The 22,380-nt window shown below is 59.5% G+C and carries 3 protein-coding genes; all 3 read right to left on the reverse strand.

Going from position 1 to position 22,380, the window contains the following annotated elements; all coding sequences use genetic code 11:
- Positions 1-205 precede the first annotated feature (205 nt).
- Entirely contained in the window at positions 206-18,610 is an 18,405-nt protein-coding gene (locus Enr13x_RS36285) for a beta-propeller fold lactonase family protein (RefSeq protein ID WP_197455632.1), read from the reverse strand.
- Between the two features lie 357 nt (positions 18,611-18,967).
- Positions 18,968-20,302 (reverse strand): alkaline phosphatase family protein, encoded by a 1,335-nt coding sequence (locus Enr13x_RS36290; protein WP_231744000.1) that lies wholly within the window; start codon positions 20,300-20,302, stop codon positions 18,968-18,970.
- A gap of 218 nt (positions 20,303-20,520) precedes the next feature.
- Complete coding sequence (locus Enr13x_RS36295; RefSeq protein WP_231744001.1) at positions 20,521-22,122, reverse strand: sodium-dependent transporter; 1,602 nt, start codon at positions 22,120-22,122, stop codon at positions 20,521-20,523.
- Positions 22,123-22,380: the final 258 nt, after the last annotated feature.

The following is a 22,380-nucleotide window of genomic DNA, read 5'->3' on the forward strand; positions in this document are numbered from 1 at the left end:
CACTCGCTCGATGCATTGTTAGTGTCTAGCCTTTCGGCGATGCCCCGCTCGCTGCGGAGCAGCGACGCGAAGCGGCTAAAGAGACCGCCCAGCTTAAGGCGATCACTTTTCTGATGTACGATGGCCCTTCCGGGCCGTCGCCCGTGGGGCTCTGCGCGACGACCTAGAAAGGACGTCGCACAACGATCCGCCGTCCGCACCCCGCTCAATCAAACCCAAGGGTTCGCAGGAACCGTTGGCCGAAGCGTCCGTAGTCGTGGCCGTCGACGTCTCCGTCTCCGTCTGAGTCGAATGCGTCGTTGAATCCGGTCTGGCCTTCGTTTTTCAAGAACGTCAATCCGAATTGTCCGTAGTCCTGGCCGTCGACGTCTCGGTCGCCGTCGCTATCGCCGAACAAGCGGAAGAACCCGTCGGCGGCTTCTTCGCCGAATTGATACAGCCCGCCACCGGCGCCGTCTCCATCGGCGTCGAAGGTCGTGCCGCCGACCGTCGAGCGGACTTTGTCGCCGTCGATCGTCAATTGGTAATTGCCGTCGACCAGCGACCCGCTGAGTTCCGTGTAGGTCCCGGTAAACGTCAACGTCACCGTCGTCTTTCCGCCGCTGTGGTCCAGTGCGACGACGACGTCCACCGCGCCGTCGCTGTCCCGATGGCGAACGGAAAACGCCCCCGGATCGACGTCAACCTGCGTGTCAAACGCGATCGTCAGCGACCTCATGGAGGAATGCTGTGATGATCCGCCGCCCATCTCAATCGGGGCCATCTCCAACACATCCGCCACATCCAGCCGCACGGCTTTTTCAAACATCAATCCGGTCGTATCGGTCACACTCAAGCGGACGCGGTACTCGCCCTGAGTCTCATAGTCGACGACTTCGCCTTGTTTGAGGAACAACTGATTGCCGACGATGGAGAACTTGGAATTGTCCGCGTCATCGACGCCCGAAACCAAGGCATAGGAATGTCCGGCAGGCGTGTCGGAATCGACCGTCGATAATTGTGCGATGAGCGTGTCGGAAGCGGTGGTATCCAGATTTTCCGCGATTTCGGTGACCGAAAGCACGATATCGCTCGGCGCGATCGGATCGTAAACACTGCCGAAGTTGATTTCGTCGAGGGTCTGGCCGGATGCGACAGTGACCGAATGGGAGACCGTATCAGCGGTGAGTTGATCGAGGCTGACCGAATAGAGGTTCCCGCCCGACGTCGCGGGTGAGGTCAGGTTGTCCGCCGCAGAATTGAACGTCACGGTCGAACCGTCGTTGGAAATCCGAACCCAGTCACTGCGTCCGTTGCCGGAGCCGCCGGAAATCGATTGACTGAGCAACGTCACCCTGTCGTTGGCGACGTCATATAGAAATGCATCGCTGCCGCCATCGGAATCGTCGTCGGTCAGATTGCTGGCCCAAGAGCTGAACACCACCCATCGCCCGTCGCCGCTAATCGTCGGAATAATCGAGGATTGATTGGGCCCGAATCCGTCTCGGTCGCGTCCGATCATCCTCAATTCGCCCGTCGTTCGGTCTTTCAAATAGACCTGCGTGCCAATGGCGCCGGGGACATTGTCCAGCGTCGTCGCACTGGACTGGAAGACGACGTAGCGCCCGTCATCGGAAATGCTGACGTTATGCACGTTGGCGTCACTTTGAACACCGCCGGCCGTGACGCTGACGCGTTCGGTGATGCCCGTGTCACGGTCCAGCACAAACGCGTCGGAAACGCCGTTGGTATCGCCGGCGACCAAGTTATCGGCCCAGCTCCAATAGGCGACAAAACGACCGTCGGCGCTGAGGTGGCTGTCGTGCGTACGTCCCCCGCTGGCCTGGCTGCCATCAGGGGCGAGGTTAATCCGCTCGGTCGTCCCCAGTTGAAGATCACGGAGAAACAAATCGAAGATGCCGTTGGTGTCACCGGGAACGATGTCCGTCGCGTCAGACCAGAACGTCGCATAACGTCCGTCGTCGCTAAATCCGGGGCTGTAACTGAAACTGTTTGCGGACGAGCTTCCTGTCGACAGGTTCGGGTCGGCCGCACTGATCAAGGTCGTCGTACCGAGTTGCCGATCACGGACAAAGATGTCTAACGTGTTATTATTGTCGTCGGTGACAAAGTTGGTGGAATAAGACCAAAAGACGACGTAACGACCATCGGCACTGATGACCGGATGTAAGCTGCGGCCGTTGCTGAGTGTTTCGTCGCTGGATACCGAGATCAATTCCAGCTGTCCGGTTGCCGTCTCAATGACATAAACATCCGCCTGGCCATTGGTGTCTTCGGCCAGCAACGCGTTGTAGGTCGAAAACGCGATGAAGGCACCACCATCACTGACGGAGGAATCGTAGTACGGGTTGGTGCCATTGCTCTGCCCCGCGACATAGCCGTTGTCCGCCACGTGCCGCACCTCAACTGCGTCGGCGTAGGGATAGGTCTGCCGCCAACTCGTCGGCAAGACCTGGGCGACATCGTACGTTCCCGGCGCAACGTCGCTGAACAGGTACGAGCCCGTTTCGTCGATTCCGGTCGTGCCAGGATCGTCCGTCGCGGTCACGACAAAGGGCTCGCCGGCGTCAAGTTGCCCGTTTTGGTTTTCATCCAAAAACACGGTCCGGCCGGCGAGCAAGCTTTCACCGGAATCCATCGCTCCGTCGGCATCGAGATCATCCCAGAGAACGCCTTCGATCGATGCTTCGGCAACCTGCTGAAAGAAGTCCAACCCCGGATGGTCGACCCCCGGCGCCGCGCGGACGGTGTACTCGCTCGAAGGGACCAGAGCGGCACCGATCCCATAGGGAGCTTGCAGCGGCACCACCTCGCGAATCAATCCTTCCAGGAACGACTCGACACGAATCTTTCCCCCGATCTCCCGGTAAATTTCTCCCTCCGCGCCGGAGATCCCCGTCGTCCCCAGGTTGGTCGGGATGCGTGGTTCATAGATTCCCGTCGCCGGATCCAAGACGATGGTACCACCACCGGAATGCAGACGTGTCATCAAACGGGTCACGTCCGGCGTCTCGCCCAAGTTGTCTTGGAAGTCGACGCCACTCGGGCCCGGCGGGTTCACTGCATTCACGTCGATCGATTCGATCACCTGCATCGTGAACACGTCGATTTTGTAAAACGTGTTTGTCGACGCATCGATCGCGTAAACCGTCTCGTCGATTGCCGCCAGCCCGCCATACTCTCCCGTGGGAAGCGCAATCGAATCAACGACGCTTCCGTCATCCGGATCCAGTTTCCAAAGCGTCGAATTGGCGGAATAGAACAAACCTGAATCGTCGAGCGCCAATCCGGCATCGGTCGCGCTCGCACCGGGGGCGGGAAATTCACGAAGCAGCTGGCCGGTGATCGGATCGTACTTGCGAATCGTCGAAACGCCCTGATCGACTTCCAGCGAAAACAGTTCGACGGCGTCGGTGTCGGTCAATACTTTTAAACTGACCGGCTGATCGACGCGCACCGTGTAGTCGCCCGGTGTAAGGCCTGTGAACGAATACGCCCCGTCGGCATCGGTCAACGTTTCCGGTTCGCCACTGTCAAAACGACCGTTGCGATTGGTATCCAAATAAACGCGCACACCGGCCGAAGAGGCTTCGCCACTGTCGGCGGCGCGATTGTGGTTGGGATCATCCAGCACGGTCCCGGACAGCGTGGTTGCAACGCTGCGGTGGCCAAAATTAATTCCGGTTGCTCCGCTGGTCGTCGAGACGGTCGCGACGATCCCCGACTCGATGAACTTGCCACCGCCCATTCCCGGGGTCGCAGTGTTGCCGAGCGTCCGAAGCAAATTGTATTGGCTGTCATACACGTCCAGGTTGCCTTGACTGCCCGCGGCACGGACGAACAACTCACCGCCGACGGCTGCGGCGCTATAAACGCCATCATCGGTCCGAGGCAGATCCAGCACCGATGTCATCCGCGCCGTCAACGGATCGATCACGAAGACACGTGAATCGACGTTGGAAAACGCGAGAATGGACCTCCCGTCGGGCGATTCACTTAGCGAGAGGGACAGCTGCGGCAATCCGTTAAGCTCAGCGGCCGGGTCAATGTAGCGAGAGATCGGCATCGCACCGTAAAACGCATTGGCATCGGCATCGTACCGAATCAACTGCATCGGCATCGATCCGCCCACGGTCATCAGATAGATCGTGTCGTCGATGACGACGGGTCCTTGCGAAAAGACCGTTGAACCTCCCTGCCCCGGCAGCGGAACCTGATCGATCAGCCTGCCGTCGAGTCCGATTTCGAACAACAGATCCAGATTGTTGTCGATCACGATCAATCGCGTCCCATCGAATGCCGCGGTGTACGGCAAGTCAACCGGGATTGTCGTGTCGAGGGTACTCAAGCGGTCTCCCGTCAGGGGATTGAGTTCGCGAATCTGCAGATAATAGCCCGTCGCACTTTCCGCGTTCGTGATCCTTGCGACGCCGAACAGACGGTCCGCCACACTGTCGATGATGGTCGGCTGAAAATGCGGTGGCGAAATCGCTTGGACGAGGTGCTCTCCACGCGGGACGTCGACGATCAAATACGTTCCGTCGGCGGCGCTGACCGTTTGAGGTTCGCCGGCATCGGCAACGCCGTTGGCGTTCTCATCGACGAACACCGTCACGCCGGCCAATGGTGATTCACCGGGATCTTGAACGCCGTTCCCGTTTAAGTCTTCGAATTGGACGCCGCTGATCGTCCCGACACCGGGTTGGTTTCCGAAGTCGATGCCCGTGGTCGGTTCGCCTTGCGCCGCCCAAACGATGTGCTCCGACGGCAGATCGACTTCGGCGCCGTAGTCACTGACCGTTCCGGAAATCACCGAAGTGAAGGAGCGGTACGTGACGGCTCCCGGAACGTTGTAAGGCTCCATCGACGTCGTTGCGATGGTCCTCAGTAAACTGCCGTAGCTGGCGTAGGTAAACGATTCGCCACCGGCGGCGGCCAGGTATGCGTTCCACGGGAATCCGTGAGTCGGGGTGTGCGGAATGATCTGTCCCGTGCGAAAGTCGACGTTGTAAGTGCCCGAACGCATCTCGAGTACGAAACTTTCCCGGTCGACGGCCGTGCCGCGTGTGGAAATGATGTAGCCTAATCCGGTGATGTTGTTGATCGCATGCACATCGAGTTGTGCGATCAGACGTCGGCGTCGCAGATCGAACTGTTCGATTCCGGCGCCGTTGTATTGAGTCATGTAGGCGATGCCGTCGCGAATTTCGATCGCGTCTTTCGGCCCCGGTGTGATCGGAATCGTCTCCAACACGTCGCCGGTGTCGGGATCGATTTGGAAGAGCTGATCAGATTTGGCCAGAAACAGATCGCCTTGGTAAATCGTCATCCCGGCGTGCGTTTCAACGGGTCCGGGCGACGGGAATTGGTTCAACACCTCTCCGGACTGGGGATCGATTTCATAGATCGTCGAGACGCCGGCGTCGGTCGCTTGCGTGAACAGTCGGGTGATCGGATCCCCGGCGGCAAATCCGTCATGCTCCGCCGGGGAAACTTGCCGAACGGTGTATCGATCGGGAATCAGTCCGGCGATCGCGTAGTCACCGTTTTGGTCCGTGATCGCCGATGGTTCACCCGAATCGAATCGTCGGTTCTCGTTCAAGTCGACGTAAACCGTGACGCCTTCCGACGCGGGTTCGCCGGCATCGATTGTGCCGCTCAGGTCCAGGTCTTTCGCGACGTTGCCGGTGATCGAAGCCAGTTCGGCGTGGTGAAAATGGTTGACGTCGGTGATCGAATCACGCTCGGCCAACGTGACGACGACGCCATTGTCACGATACAAACCGCCGGCCAAGCCGTGCTGCGGGAGGAACCCGTCCAGCGTTCGGGTGCGAGCCCCGGTGTTGTCGTAAACGAGGATTTGGCCCGCATTGGTTGTAAAGGGAACCGGGTAGGCAACAAAGACCTCGTCACCGATGCGTGCCATGCCGCGTTCATAGTCCTCCGTATTGAAATCGCTGACCAAGTCGGCCGTTTGCGTGAACGGATCGATCTGCAGCCAAGTATTCACAAAGGATGCCGAGGCATTCACGCCGACCAAAATGGACCGACCGTCGGCCGACGTTGTGCTGGCAGGCTGAAGTGACAGGGTCACTCCCTGCGTCGGAGGAGGGCTGTTCAGCGTGATCGGACCGAGGTATTCCCAGTCTCCTTGCGAGGCATAGATCTGACCCAGCCCGCTGGGCGTCAGATCCGTTCGCCACAGTTCCATGTTGTCGGTTCTCGAACCTGCCACGACGAACAAAAATCCGCCGATAAAGATCGGTGAGGAGACGTTGAACGTGCCGTAGGGCGTGCCCGTCAACGCCCTCGGTAAACTGAAGTCCTGGTACGGCGTTCCGTTGAATGCGAGCTGGACAAGATCATGCGAATCGCTGTTGATCAAGACAAGGTTCTGCCCATCGAATGCGAGTTCTGTCTCGGTCGTTTCAGACCCGTTGACGATGTACTCGCCCAACACAGCTCCGCTGACGGGATCAAACTCATTGAGCACCAGTCGTTGGCCGACCTGAGAATGCACGTCGGAAATGCCGAACAGTCGATCGCGTGAGGGATAGGAATCACTGGGTCGATAGTGTTCCGGCGAAAGCGCTCGAATGGTAAACATTCCCGATTGCGTCCCCGTGAGCACGTATTCGCCGTTGAAATTTGAAACGGTCTGCGGTTCGTTGCCATCGGGAAAACCGTTGTCGTTCGAATCGGCAAACACGATGACGCCCTTCAGCGGAGGCTCGCCGGGGTCCTGAACTCCGTTGTCGTTCAGGTCGTCATACTGTGTACCGGTGATCTCGTAGCCGAAAAAGCGTGCGCCAAAGTTTAAATCCGTGATCACCTGGTTCAGCGCCACCGTGACCTGATGTGCCGGGCTGGTCGATTCGTGCAATCGCGGCAACGACGCGCGTACAACATGGTTTCCCGGAACGACGTGCAGAAATTCATAGTACCCGTCCACGCCCGTGAATTGAGACGGTTCATCCACATCGTGACCGCCGCTATCGTTGAGATCCAAATACACCGTCGCTCCGGACACCCCGGCTTCTCCGGCGTCCCGAACGCCATCGCGATCGGCGTCGTCAAAGACGTATCCGGAGAGCGTCGTGTCGTTGCTGGTCAGGGCAAAGCTGACGTCCGCCGTGTCGGTGCTGGCGGCGAAGGAGACGGACACCGGATTGGGACTGGTGCTCAAGTACCCGACCGGCAAACTGGCGTAGACAACGTGCGTGCCGAGTTCCAGCGTCGTGAATTCAAACATCCCGGCTTCATCGATGGACGTCGTTGCCGGATCGTCCGCCAGCGTCTGCATCGTCGGCTCGCCGCTGTCCCATTGGCCGTTCTGGTTTTCATCCAGGAACACCGTCCAATCGACCAACCCCGTTTCGCCGGCCGAGCGAACACCATCGGCATTGGTGTCCCCGTAAACGGCGCCACTGATTCGCGTCAGATTGGGTGTGGTCCCGAAATTGGCGACTTCCATCGACGTGGCGTCAACGATCGTCCGGTCCACGAACACCGGCGATGTTGAAAAGAAACCGGGTCGACTGACCAGACCAGCGCGGTGCGATTGAAATTCGAGCGGCGAAAACGAGTACCATCCCGTTTCATCTTCCCCGGTGGCCGGATCGTCGTCCGAGGTCACCGTCGTGCGTTCCCCGGAGTCGAATTGGTCGTTCCCGTTGGCGTCCAGATAAACGGTCCAGCCGGCCAGCCCGGGTTCGCCCGTCTCCAACACGCCGTCACGATCGGTGTCATCAAAGACCATCCCGCTGAGGGTTGCCTTGTTTTCAGTGACTCCCAAGTCGGCAACGGCTTCGGTCGTCGACAATTCGAGCGTGACGGTGGTGAAATCATTGATGTCGTCGATCCAACGCAAATCCGGACGGACCCGTAAGATGTAATCTCCCAGTTCCAGGCTGCCGAAGCGATAGAATCCCCCCTCGTCGACGTCCGTGGTCAGCGGATCATCGCTGGCCGCGGTGCCGACCGGTTCGTTGGCGTCACGGTGCCCGTCGTTGTCTAAATCCAGGTAAACACCCGCGGCATCCACACCCCGTTCCCCCGGGTCGCGGACACCGTCTCCGTCGGCATCAAAGTAAATGTGTCCGGACAGACTACGTCGAGGGAATCGTTCGACGGTGACGATCTCGCTGGCGTGGTTTCCATTGCCGACTCCGACCCCGCCCAATGGACTGTCGGTTGCGTCGACGATCGAGTCATCGTCGCCCAGCAACAACTGAATCGAGCCATCGGAGGAACCCGAATCGACGAGCACCTGAAACGTTTTTCCGTCTGGGAGTCCGGTGATGGAGAGGATGGAAGCTCCGGAAACGCCGGACTGGGAAACCGAAAAGTCACCGGCGTCGACGTTGAACACCGGCTCGGAAAACGTCACGTCAAACAAGAGGTCGGCGAAATCAAGCAACGGCGATGGACTGGCCGTGATGGACACCACGGACGGATTCACGAAATCGAGCACAACGGGATCCGACGTCGGTGTCGCGGTTGAAACGCCAACCCCGTCATAAGGGATCGATCGCGTGTTGATGATCGAATCGTCGTCGGTCAAGAATAGAGCGAATTCGCCTTGACCGCCGGCCGCGGTCAAATCAACGGTCACGGTGTAACTGACCGGCCCATCGGTCACCGAGGCAATGGAGAGCCCTGTGAGTGAGCCCGACACGATTTCCAGTCCAAAATCACTCGCGTCGACGCCCGACACACTTTGGTCAAATGTGACCGTGAACTGAAGCTGTTCTGCCGTTCCGCCGGCGATGACCATGGAGGCAATCGTGGGGGCTGGCAATTGAACGTCGATCGTCGGTGAGACGCCGACCACCGTGCCGGCACCGAAGCCTGTCAAAGGAACGTCGCGATCGTTCCGGATCGAATCATCGTCGACGAGTTCCACCGACAAATCACCACGACCGTACGCGGCGGACAAATCGAGGGTGACCGTGTACGTCGTCCCGTTTCCGGCCACCGTATCGATCACCGCGCCGCTGATTTCGGACGTGGCGATGCGAAAGTCGCCGGCGTCCACTCCGCTGACACTTTCGTTGAACGTGACTTCGTATTGCAGCGATTCCCCCGTCCAGGGACTCGTCGCCGACGTCGTGATCGAAACCAGCTCCGGCACCGGTGTCGTGACCGCCAGGTCGGCGCCCGTCACCGTCGTGGACGCCACCGTGACCCGCAGGGCGTCAGATCGTTCGGCGCGGTAAAGCTCGATGGATTGATCTCGATTGTTGACACGGACGACGACGTCTCCTGCGGAAGAGACCGCCATCAAGGAAGATGTGTTTTGATAGATGTTGCTGATCGTCGCGTCTTTCGTCCCGTAGATCGGCCCCTGCGTCAGACTGCCGTCGGCCGCGCGGTGAAGCAACTGAATCGCATTGTCCAAACCCAAGGCGACGAACACGATCTCGCCATCGGGGCTCAATTGCAGATCCATCGGCAGATCGCGAACGCCGTCGGTATCGAGATCCAATTTGCTGAAGTAGGAGAGTTGCCCGTCGGAGAGCGTATGAAAATGCCAGACCAGATCGTTCAGCGGTGCCGCCACATAAACGTCGCGGTCGTTGTCGGCGATTTCGGCGGACCAATTGCTGTAGAGACTCGGACTACTCTGGGAATCCGTCGCTTGGATTTGCGTGATGTCGCCGGTCAAGGGATCCCGCGTATAGACTCGCATCAGGACGTTGCCATAATCAACGGCATAGAGTTTGGTGCCGTCGCTGTTGAACACAAGGTCCTGCACCCGCGCCGGTACGCCGGTACTGGCAAGCGTGGTCAACGTCCCTTCCACCGGATCAATCGCGTGCGGTGCGATGTAACCGCCACCGACGTACAGGTGCTTTCCGTCGGGTGAGACTTCCAGTGCATAGGGACCAATGTCGGGGACATAGATCAGTTGTTTTCGCACCAACGTGCCGTCGGCGGTATTTCGTGCGTACACCGCGACGCGTTCGGTCTGGTCTTCGGAGACATACATGAACGCGCCGTCGGGCGTGAACGCGATGTCACCGGCAGCGTTGGTGGCGTCGACAAATTGATCGGCCAGGACTTGAACCTGCGTCAAGGATTCGGCCGCGGTTTGGGGCATCGCCAGGACAACGATCGCGTCGGACAAGTGATCAAAAACGTACAGGTGTCGTCCATCGGGACTCAGTCGCAGCGTCTTATTGTCGGCGTTGAAGTTCACCAGATCGGAATACGTGCTGGCCGTCACGTTGTCCCAATCGTTGTGTTCCAGCGCGTTCCAGACGCCTGAATCGACGCGAAGTGCATACTCGCCCGGGTCAATGGAAACGAACTGATACCACCCGGATTCATCGTCTTGCACCGTCGCGGGGTCGTCGTCAGCGGTGATCGTGCTCGGTTCGCTCGCGGCATCGAACTGGCCGTTGTCGTTCAAATCCAGGTAGAGAGTGACCCCGGCAACGCCGCCTTCGGTTGGGTCTTGCACGCCATTCTCGTTGAAGTCATGCCACAGCGTTCCTTCAATCGTTCCGGTCTTGGTGATCGTCACCGGATGGGAATTCGAATCTCCGTTGCCCGCACCCGGACCGCCCAGCGGTTGCGTCAAGCCGTCCGTGATCGAATCATCATCCACCAACCGCAACGTCAGCGTCCCGTCACCGTTGCCGGTGTCGACATCGATGGTGTAGATGTCACTCGAACCGGATACCCCAAGAATCGATGCGCCCGTGATGCCGACCGCGTCCAATTGGAAATCGCTGATGTCGACGTTTTGCACGGGTTCGTCAAAGTTGACGGTGAAGGTGATTGTCGATTCGGCCGTCACCGTCCCGGCAGCGGGCAACCAACCGCTGACCAACGGGGCCACATTGTCCACGTCAAAGGAGATCAACGCGACGGTCTCCGTCCCCGTTCCGCCGAAGGGTTCCCCCAGCGTGTCGACGATCGAGTCATCGTCGTCGAGCATCAGGGAAACGGTTCCGTCGCCCGACAATCCGCTGATCGTCACGGTGTAGATCGTCGGTCCGTCGGCGACTGTTCCGATCGTCGCGGCCGGAAATGCCGTCAGCGTTTCGGCGCTCAACACGAGGTCGGCCTCATCGAACCCGCTGACCGGTTCGCTAAATTCGATGGTGATCGTTGCCGAGGTTTCGCTGGTCGGGTCGGGGCGGTCGGATGTCGCTGAAACCAGAACAGGCGATGGATTGAATAAGCCGAAATCGAACCTGTCGTTCTGTGCTCCAAAACTCAATGACGTCAGATGATTTGTTTCGCTGCGAGTCCCCTGGTCCCGCGTGAACAGGTGTAAGTTGCGTTCGAATCCGTTGACGGCATAGACGTACTTGCCGTCCGGGCTGACGGCGGTGTCGTCCACCCCGCGCATCCCCGGCACATCGACGTCGTCGGTCAAGACATCCAACGCCGTAAACGCCCCGGTGACCGGATCGCGAGTCAGCGTGTTCAAATTTGCGTAGTCGTCGTCCGCATAGTGCAGCGACGTTCCATCGGGCGAAAGCGAAGCACCGGCCGGTGTTGCCGGCATCACCCGCCGGGAATGAACACTCAGCAATCCCGTCGCGGGATCACGTCGCAGCGTGGTCAAGTCCTGATTGTTGAACGTGTCCCAACCGCTGACGATGATAAATTCGCCGTCGGATGAACTGAGCAACCGGGTAGGACGGCGCACATCGGGTAATTCTTGGATCTTGGTGAGCGTCCCATCGGTCGGGTCGCGATCAAAGGCGTTGATGTAATACTCGGCAAAACTGCCTGCATAAACATGCCGTCCGTCTGGCGAAATGGTCAGTCCGGACGCGTTTTGCAGCCTCGGCGTCTCGGCCCAGTCATGGAAGGTTTGCAGCAGCGTGACAACGCCTGTTGCCGGTTCGACGCCAAACACTCGTAGTGTGCTATCGGTATAAGACGTCGCGTACAAGTTCTTCCCATCGGGGCTGATCTGCAGATCCTGGGAAGCGGTACTGCTGATCCCCGCCGCTGACAGATCCAGACTTTGGACCTGTGTGAGCGAACCGTCGTTCAAGTCAAATCCATAGGTTTGCAGTTGCTTGCTCTGCTTTGAGTAGAGAAACAGAAACTTGCCGTCGGGGGAGAACGTCGGTGATTGAGGATCGCCAAAATCGGTCAAGCTGCCCGCCGGATACCAGTGCAACGACTCCAGCGTTCCGCCGGGATGCTGTCGAAAGACGGCGATGCCGCCGCCACCGTCGCTGACCTGCAGCACGACGAAATCCCCGTCCGGTGAGACTTCGACGCCATAGTTGCCGAACACGGTCACCAGCAAGGGATCGGTCGTGATGGTTTGTTGATGGCTCAGAAATCCGCTGCCGCCGGTGAACTGACGTGGCGCGGTCTGCAGGTATTGCGTGCCGGAGACTTCAATCGCGATCGTCGCGGGTCCGGTCTGGTCCGTTGAGATCGCATAGAGTCCCGATTCATCGGTGTCGATGGTCCCCGGATCATCATCGCTGGTGACGGCGAAGGGTTCGCCCGCGTCGCGGACGGCATTGCCGTTTTCGTCCAGGTAGACCAGGATGCCGCCGATCCCCGGTTCGGAAGCATCTTGATACGCGTCGTCGTCCTCGTCATGGAAAATCCGTCCGGTCACGACCGCCGGCTGGACCGTTTCAACGGCGCCGGCAAAGTCGCCGTTGCCCAGACCGGCCCCTGCCAAAGGCAAATTAACGACGTCAATGATGCTGTCGTCGTCGACCAGGTTCAGCGAGATCGTTCCCGTACCGGAAGTGTTGGTGACAACAACGGTGTAGCGATCGTCGGCACCGTTGACGGATTCAATCGTGACGTCTGTCAAACCTGTGGCATTGACCTGAAAGTCGCCGACGTCGACACCGCTTACAGGCTCGCTGAATGTCACCACAAATTCAAGTCGACGGGTGGAGGTCGAATCGGTATAGACGTTTTCGATCGACTGGACCGTCGGGGCGAGCAAATCGATGTCGATCGCTGACGAGGAAAACGTGCCGTCGCCGATCGCCGGGCCGCCCAGGTCAAGACCATACAAATCGTCGATGGAACCGTCATCGACCACCGTGACGGTCAGCGTTCCCTGCTCGGCGCCCAATGAGATCGTTGCGGTGTAGCTGTCGCCGGATCCGACCAACCCGGTCACCGTCGCCGAAGTCAGTGAACCGCCGAGTTGAACATCGTCGAGATCAAGTCCGACCACGGGTTCGCTGAATGTCACCTCAACATCGATCGTGTTTGTCGTCGCAGGAACGCTTCCGACGTAGTCGATCGAGACACCCTGCGGCGCCACGTTGAGAGCGGCAAAGCCTGGCAGAACGGTTGTTGAACCCGTCGCGACGGTCGCCTGGGTCGTCGTCGCGGTCCACTCGCCCGCATTGCGATTGAAAATCACGACCGCGTCGTCGTAGGCGCCGACCACATACAAAAACCGACCGTCATTGGAGAACTCGGCATCCCAGGCACCGTTGAGCCCGTCCACACCACCAAATCCGTCGCGGTATCGCAGCAACGAAGTCAGCTGGCCGGTCGATGCGTCACGTCGAAAGATCTCGATGGCATCGTACGCTTCGTACATCGCCACGACGTGGTGACCGTCCGGGCTGGCCAGCACCGATATGGGCCGGGCGGACGACGTCCCATTGGGGTCGGCGGTCGTCTGATGAAACGTCAACAAACCTGTCGTTGTGTCTCGGTCGAATACCGCAATCTTATCGCTGAAATAGCCGGCCGCGTACAGGTTCTTTCCATCGGTGCTGACCGACAGACCGGATACTCCGGACAGCCCATCGACGGATGGATCCGATTGACGGATGGTTTGTTTCAGGGTCAACAATCCGCTGGAAAGGTCACGGTCATAAACGGTGATCGCCGAACTGCTGGCCCCGGAGACGTACACATGCCGCTGGTCAGGACTGAATTCGGCGGCAAAGGCGCCGCTCGTATTGCCGACGTATTTCTGCGTGTAGGAAACCAGCCCCGTGGACGGGTCGCGTGTAAACAGGGTGACCGAGCCATCGGTGAGCGCCGCGACGTACAGGTGCTTTCCGTCGTCGCTGACCTGGACGCCCACGGCTTCGTTCAAACCGTCCACGCCGCCGATTCCGTCGGTCAGTTTTCCCAGGAATGACAACTGCCCGGTCAGCGGATCGCGATCAAACATCACCAGTGCGTCGTCGAGTGCCGAAGCCACGTACAGGTTTTCACCGTCCTGGGTGATCGCGATCGACTGGGCGCCCCACAGTCCGGACACGCCGCCGACGTTGTCGACGACTTGCTGGACGACAGTCAGTTGTCCGGTCGCGGCATTGCGTGAGAACACCGTGACCGAATCGTCGTTGTACGAGGCGACGTAAAGGAAGTTGCCGTCGGGACTGGTCGTCACCCCGGCGGCTTCGTCCAAGTAGTTGGCGCCGGACGTCCCATCCTTGATCGCTCTGACGAAAGAGGTGCTGCCGATCGGAGCCGCGCGTGTCGCCGGGTTCGTCAATTCAAACCCCGGCGGTGGCAAGACGACGACGGTATGTTCGCCATCAGCGATGCCTTGAACCAGATACGTGCCCGCTTCGTCCTGGTCGGTCGTGGCCGGATCGTCGCCCATGGAAATTGCAAACGGTTCGCCCGGATCCAGTGTTCCATCGGCGTCCAGGTCGACGAACACGGTCGCTCCGGCGATCCCGACTTCTCCCAGGTCCGCGTAGCCGTCTTCGTCGGCATCCAACACCATCCGTCCGCTGATCGATCCTGATTTCAAGACCGTCAACGATTCGGAAAGCATTCCCCCGTTATCCACACCGACTCCACCGAGCGGATTGAGCGCCGCGTTGACGATGGAGTCGTCATCGAGCAACCGCAATTGCAACGTGCCGTCGCCGCTGCCGGTGTTGACCAAGACGTTGAATTGCGTGGGGCCTCCGGTGACCTCAACGATCGTCGCGCCGGTGAGGCCCGTCGACTCGATCACGAAGTCCGTCGAATCGACTCCGGTCACCGGTTCGTCGAAGGTCGCGATAAAAGAGACGGTCGGGTCGGTGATGGGACCGGCGACGGCGGGACTGAGATCCGTGACCGATGGAGACAGGTTACGGATTCCAAAATCGACACCGGTCGTCTCACGTCGCGTCGTCGTGACCGTGATCGGCTGGGCCGTGACGTCGCCGCTCAGTCGTGTAAACCGGGTCAGACTGTGATCGCTTGCCGCCGCCGCGAACAACTCTCGTCCGTCGGGCGATAGCTTGACAAACTCCACTCCACCAAGCGAGTCGTGTGGCGAAACATCTTCCAGGACTTGTTGCGATGTCAGCTCACCGGTTTGTAAATCACGCGAGAGAACAACGATCTTGCTGATGCCATTGTCGGCGACATAAACAAATCGTCCGTCGGCGCTGATCTCCAAGTCCCGCGGCGTGAGCAGCCCGACGCTCGCGGTGGGTTGCTGCGTCCACTGTCCGGCGATCAACTGGAAAATATGGACTTTGTGCGATCCACTGGTCGCACTGGAGCAATAAACGAATTCTCCGTCCGGCGAAAACTCGATATCGGTCGACGATCCGATTCCCGGGAACGACTGCGACTCGACCAAACGACCGCTTCCCGGGGTGATGTCGTAAACGGTCAGCCTGGACTGAAAATACGAATGCACGAAGAGCTGAGTGCCGTCGGGGGAGACCTGAACGAGATCGGGATAGTCCAACCCATCGACCCCATCGAATCCCTGGCGCAGCTCTTGGATCGGTTGCAACAGCCCCGTTGAATCGTCGATCCGATAAACGGAAACCGTGTCGCTATACATGCCCGCCGTAAACAGAAACTCACCGTCGGGGCTGATCGCCACAGAACGGATTCGATCGAACGAACGATTGTCACTGACCGCGCCCTCGACCGAATCCACGACGGTCAGTTCGCCGGTCGCTGCGTCGCGACGGACGACAAAAATGGTGTTGATTGCGATTAAATACCCAAACCGCTCGTCGGAATCGAAGATCAAGTGCGACGGACTTCCCAGACCCGCAAACCCCGGGCTGGCGTCCGACCAAGTCGCCTGCAATGCGAACGGGTCGTTGACCGAAACGCGTGAATAAAGCGCCAGCTTGGATCCGTACGGTGACAACGCATAAAGATGTTTGCCGTCGGCGGTGAGCGAGATTCCGTCAACGCTGTACAGCGTGTCGGACGAATTGACTCCGGCGAAAAGGGAGTCCGCGACGGTCAACTGCCCGTCGTCTTGGGCGTAAGAAACCGGCGCGGTCTGTCGATGCTGTGGCGAATCGATTCGCACGGCATACGTCGTCGCGTCCGCCAGACCGTTTAATTCATAGGTCCCGGCTTCGTCAATCTCGCTCGTCACCGGATCATCGTCTTGCGTGGTCACCACGGGTTCGCCGGCGTCTCGGGAACCGTTTGCGTTGGTGTCCGCGTAGACGATAATGCCGCCCGCGCCCGATTCGTCGCGATCGTAAAGACCGTCCGCATTGGTATCGATCCACAGACGGCCACGGATCGTCGCAGCGTCGATCACAACGGCGGAAGATTGGAACGATCCGTCACCGGCACCGCCGCCGGCCGTGCCGACGTCACCGAGTGCATTGGCCGCCACGTCAACGATCGTGTCATCGTCAACGAGCGCCAGCGACACGCTGCCGGCCGTGCCGCTGACACCGACTTCGACGCGATAGACACGGGCATCGCCTGTTGCGACGACGGCATCCACGCTTCCGACTGCCCCTCCGACGTCGACGGTTAGAAAGTCGGAGACATCGACGCCGCTGACCGGCTCGTCAAACGTCACAAAAAAATCAAGCTGGCGGGCCAGCGGGGCGACTCCGGGGGCCGCCGCAATGGCGACGACCTGCGGAGGAAGGGAATCCACGTGCAAAGCATCCGTGCGGCTGACCACCGCACCTGTTCCGACACCACCGATCGGGATCGAATCGACGTCCACGATCGTGTCATCATCGATCAACTGCAGTTGCAAATTGCCGGCGTAATCCGGCGTCGAGACGCTGACGGTGAATTCAGTCGGGCCCCCGGTGACCGATGTGATGGCAGAATGATCCAGCCCGCTGGCAAACAACTGAAAGTCATCGACGTTCACGCCTGAGACCGCTTCGTCAAAGACAAGCGTAAAATCAACCTGGTCGGCGGATACGGGACTGACCGATGCCGTTGAAAACGAGACCACACTTGGCGATGCATCGCCGACTGCAAAGTTGACCTGTGTGATCGACTGCCCCTCCACGGTCGTGACCAGCGAAGCAATCGGGGAACGCCCGGTGGGGTTGGTCCAGAACGTCTGAATTCGATTGCTGCCCTGGGACGCCAGGTAGAGGTGCTGCCCGTCGGGGCTGATCGCGATGCCTTCGGCATTGGCCATGCCTGGCACGTCGATTGAGTCGAACGTTTGGTTCAACGTCACGACGCCGCTGCTCGGGTCCCGATCAAACGTCAGCAGTGAATCGGTGTAACTGGACGTCGCATAGATCCCGGCTTGGTCGGGACGCATCACCAGTTTGTCCAATCGTTTGGATCCCAAATCAATCGACCCTTGGACTTGGACATCGCCGGTGGCCAGATCCCGTGTCAGCGTCCACAGACGACCATTAAAATCGGCGACGTAGAGGAATCGACCGTCGTCGGAAAAGACGACGTCGCGGTTCGATCCCAGCGACAGACTGGTTCCACTGGCAGTGACGATTCCCGTCGCCGGATCACGGTCCAACAAGGTCAATGGATTCCCACTGCCCTGCGTCGCGACCGCAACAAGCGTTCCATCTGGCGAAACACGTGGCTGTGCGGGAAAGTCCAACCCGACGACACCGTCGATGCCCTGTGTAAACGTTTGGGTGTGCGTGAGTGTTCCGGCGGCAGAATCGATCGCGTAGATCAGCAGGGACTTCGTCGTTGTCGACGTCGCAAACAATTGTGACCCGTCCGGTGCGATCGCCAAAGCGTTGACGCGATCCAGGTTGGCATCATCGTTGAGGGTGATCGATTGAACGACCGACAACGCGCCCGACGCGTCCATCTGCACCACATTGATCGCGTCGGAGTACTCCGCCGGAACGTACAAGAAACTCCCGTCGGCAGAAAAGACGCCGCGTCGAAGCCCGTACAGCGACGTGCCATCGAGTTCCGACTGGAACGTCAACTGACCGTCTTGCACCCGCCGCGCGAACGTGGTGACGCGTCTCCCTTGATCCCAACCGACGACGACGAATTGGCCATCCGGTGAGACTTGTATATCCCGTGGTCCGGATCCGCTGGTCTGTGTCGGCCGCAGTGCGTTTTCAAACAGGGTCAGCGTTGATGTGGTGGCCGGCAAAAGCGGTGCGGTCTGCCGGGTGTTGGCCGGCAACTCGATCGTCACCTGATGAGTCTGTTCGCTTAAACCACCCAGCACATAACGCCCCAGTTCGTCAACGCCCGACGTTCCCGAATCATCGGCCGTCGTTTGCGTGAACGGTTCGCCGGCGTCTCGTGCGCCGTTGCTGTTCAGGTCGGCATAGACCGTGACGCCCGCGATCCCCGTTTCGGCATTGTTTTGAATGCCGTCTTGGTTCGAATCGCCGAACACCAAGCCCTCGACCGACGCCGTCAATAAATGGCGTGCCTCCAAGGACTGGTAAAGCATTCGGCGTCGAGACTGTCGTGGCCGTCGCCGGGCGGCACGATTGGGACGCGGAAAGGGACGGTTACGTCGCGCAGACATCATGTTGCGAACCTCCAGCCAAGCGACTTGGGGAAAGCGGCTTGGCGATCCGGTGATGAGGGGGGGGAGAATGAGTGCGGGCAGGGAGACCGGCTCGCTAGCTTAGCGGCTTTCAACGCGCGCCGCAAAATCCGGCGGATACCCGCCAGGTCGCCCGAGGACGGTTCCCCAAGCCTAATCGGAATGAGCCCACGGATGGCAAGGCGTACCCACGGATGTAAAACAGCCAGGGATCCGTGTCGAGCGAATGGCCTATCCCACGTATTCGCCGATCGTTGTTTACCGGGCGCCCAACAGCGATCGGATGTAGCCGGCAAACCCGCGCATGTCGGACGGCAGCGGGTGCTCGCCAGACGGTCCGATGATGATCGGGCCGTCGATCGGATCGGGATGCAATCCGTGGCTGCCGCGGACCAGCGTCGGGTCGAGCGGAATGACGTCCATCTTGTAGCGCATGCCGAGCTTCTTTTGCAACAACCGCGCCGCCACCCGGACTTTGCTGGTCATGAACAATTCGCAAGGGTCGTAGCCCGGCTTGCGATGGATATCCACCGTGCGGGCAAAGTCGGGCGCCAGCGCGTCGTCGTTCCAGTAGTAATACGTGAACCAGGCATCGGGCTGGGCCAATGCGATCAGCTCGCCGCTGCGCGGATGGTCGAGTTCCAGATCACCGGGATCAAACACGCCGCCGATACCCGGGACCGATTCAAGTTCCTTTCGCACCGAGGCGACCAGCCCGGGATCGTTGACGTAGACGTGCGCCAATTGATGATCGGCGACCGCAAAGGCCTTCGATTCCCCCGGCATCAAGACTTCACCAAACGGCCCGTTCCGCACCGACAACCAGCCGGCCTGACGCAACACACGGTTGATGTGCACCGGGCGATCGACGGGAACCAAGCCGTATTCCGAAACGATCACCACCTGCGCCCCGATCTCATCGGCGGCCGTTAGGATCGTTTGAACACACTGGTCGACTTCGGCCACCCGCGCCGGGTCGTGGTCGGGAAATCGCTGGAAGTCGTAATCCAGATGCGGCAAGTAGGCGAGCGTGATCTGGGGCTGCTTTTCGCGGAGCACCGTTGCGGTGGCCTCCGCGATCCAGCGGCTGCACGGCAGACCTGCGCCGGGCCCCCAGAACGTGAAAAAGGGGAACGCGCCGTGACGCCCGGTGAGATCGCACCCGGTGTGATCGAGCACGTCGAAGACCTTGCTGCCGTCACAGCCGTAATGCGGCTTCGGCGTGCAACTGTAGCGCGCCGTCGACGACTGATTGAACCACCAAAACATTTTGGCGGTTTCGAAATCGTCATAGAACGCGGAACCTTCGACCAACGAACGGGCTTGCTGCCAGAACCGGATCTCCTGGGTCTCGCGGTAGTACCAGCCGTTGCCGACCACGCCGTGATCGCGGGGCGCCAACCCGGTTAGCATCGTCGCCTGGGAGGTGCAGGTGACCGCCGGCAGCGGGCTGGTCCACGGCATGAATTGCTTGCCACCCCCGGCAAGATTGTCGCTGGGCGGATTCCCCGCCAGCGAGCGAATGGCCGGCGCGTCGGCGAGCAGCCGCGCGGTCAACCCGACGACGTTGATAATGCAAACCCGATTCATCATTCGGGTTCGTCATCCGGAACCGGCGGAAGCGTCATCACCCGGTACAGACAATATGTCAGCAATGTGATCACCGAACCGACCGAGCAGGCCATCACGATCCAACCGTAGATGTTCATTTGAGTTTCAGGTTTCAGGTTTCAGGTTTCAGGTTTCAGGTTTCAGGTTTCAGGTTTCAGGTTTCAGGACAACTTGGAACCTGAAACTTCGAACTTGCAACTTCACTCCATCTGGTCGAACCGGCCTTGCTGACGCCAGCGGATTCCCGCGACGTGAACCATCACGGTCAGGAACGCGATCGTGCCTCCGATGAACAACAACGACATCAAGATCACTTCATCGCCGGCGATCTTGGACAGATACCCTTGTGTGACCGCGCCCGTCTCCGGATCCGTTTTGTCCAACACGTTTTCCCAGGCGAACGCGATGAAGATGAGCCCCAGATAAACAGGAACGACGTACTTCAGCATGTATTGCACCACGGTTGGGATCCTTAGATGCGATCCCTGACTGGACTCTTTCGCACCCTGCTCGATCCCAAACACCCAGCCGTAAATCACCGCCTGGACCATCGCGAGCACGAAGATCAAAAACGTGCCGACCCAGAAATCAAACGTGTCGAGTGCTTTCAGCCCCGCAGAAAAGTACATCACGAATCCGCTGCCCGACAGCGAGATGATGCCCAGCAACGACACCGACGCACCGCGCTGCATCCCGAAGCCTTCTTCGAAGAACGCGATCACCGGCTGCAGCATCGACAGGCTGCTGGTGATTGCGGCCAGGAACAACATAAAGAACCACAGGAATCCGAAAAACTGTCCGGCCGGCATCTGGGCGAACACATTGGGCAGCGCGGTGAACCCCAGGCCAAACGTCCCCTGATCCCCTGCCGCCGCACCGAGAAAGATGAACGCGGCCGGCAACGTGATCAAGCCGCCCAAGCAAACTTCGAAAAACTCATTCATCCCACAGGCGGTCAACCCACTGAGCACCACGTCGTCTTTTTTCTTCAGGTAGCTGGCGTAGTTGACGATCACGCCGAACCCGACCGAGAGGGAGAAAAAGATCTGGCCGGATGCGGCGAGCCAGGTCTTGGAATCCAACAAGGCCGAAAAATCGGGATTCCACATGAATCCCAATCCCTCATTCACTTTGTCCGCCGGCAAGGTCAGCACCCTGGCCAGGACACACAGGGCACACACGACCATCAACGGAATGGCGTAGCGACAGAACGTCTCGATCCCCTTGGCGACGCCGCGGTAGATAAAGATGAAGTTGATCACAAAGGTGATGACCACGAAGTACAGCAGCGACGACTCGCCGCGAAACGCCGCGCCGTTTTGCCCTTCGCCGCTGCCGACAAAACTGCCGAAGAAAGAACCGTAGGCCTCGGGGTCGTCACCGAGCATCAGGGAACCGTTTAAGTACGAAAACGCATACGCCAGACACCAGGCCTCGATGACGACGTAGTACATGTAGATCACCAGCGGAATCAGCAGTGCCGGAACCGCCAGGTAGCGTGCCTTGGCATTGCGGCAAACGACGCTAAAAATCCCCGGTGAGGAATTGAAACCGTGGTGCCCGCCATAACGCCCCATCGTCCACTCGGCCCAGCACAGCGGGATGCCCAGCACCAGCAACGAGATGAAGTAGGGCAACAAGAACGCGCCGCCGCCGTTTTGAGCGGCTTGGCCGGGGAACCTCAAGAAGTTGCCGAGCCCCACCGCAGAACCGGCGACGGCCAAGATCACGCCGATCCGAGTCCCCCACTGTTCTTTGCTGCCGTGATGCGAAGCCGTCTGGTTTTCAGATGAATTTTCCACGTCTTTCCAGTCTTTGGATCGGGACATGCGGACAGGCGAGACGTCAGTTTACCCGGCAGAGCAGAATTTTGGGCGGCCGGACACGTGAAAAGCTGTCCCGACGTCGGAATGGACCGACAACACCACCTGCCGGCGACGCCAAGTAAAAATGCTCGCCCTCGACCGGCGGCGGATCCGGGCTGCAACGCCCGTCGCAGCGTGGACGAATCGACATCCACCCGCGCCTTGCCTTCCATCGCGGAGGTCCGCTTCGCTGAT

Source organism: Stieleria neptunia, from assembly GCF_007754155.1.
GTDB lineage: Bacteria > Planctomycetota > Planctomycetia > Pirellulales > Pirellulaceae > Stieleria > Stieleria neptunia.

Coding starts and splice junctions, on each gene's coding strand:
- Enr13x_RS36290 (WP_231744000.1), bottom strand. CDS start 20,302: ATGATGAATCGGGTTTGCATTATCAACGTCGTCGGGTTGACCGCGCGG.
- Enr13x_RS36285 (WP_197455632.1), bottom strand. CDS start 18,610: ATGCTTTACCAGTCCTTGGAGGCACGCCATTTATTGACGGCGTCGGTC.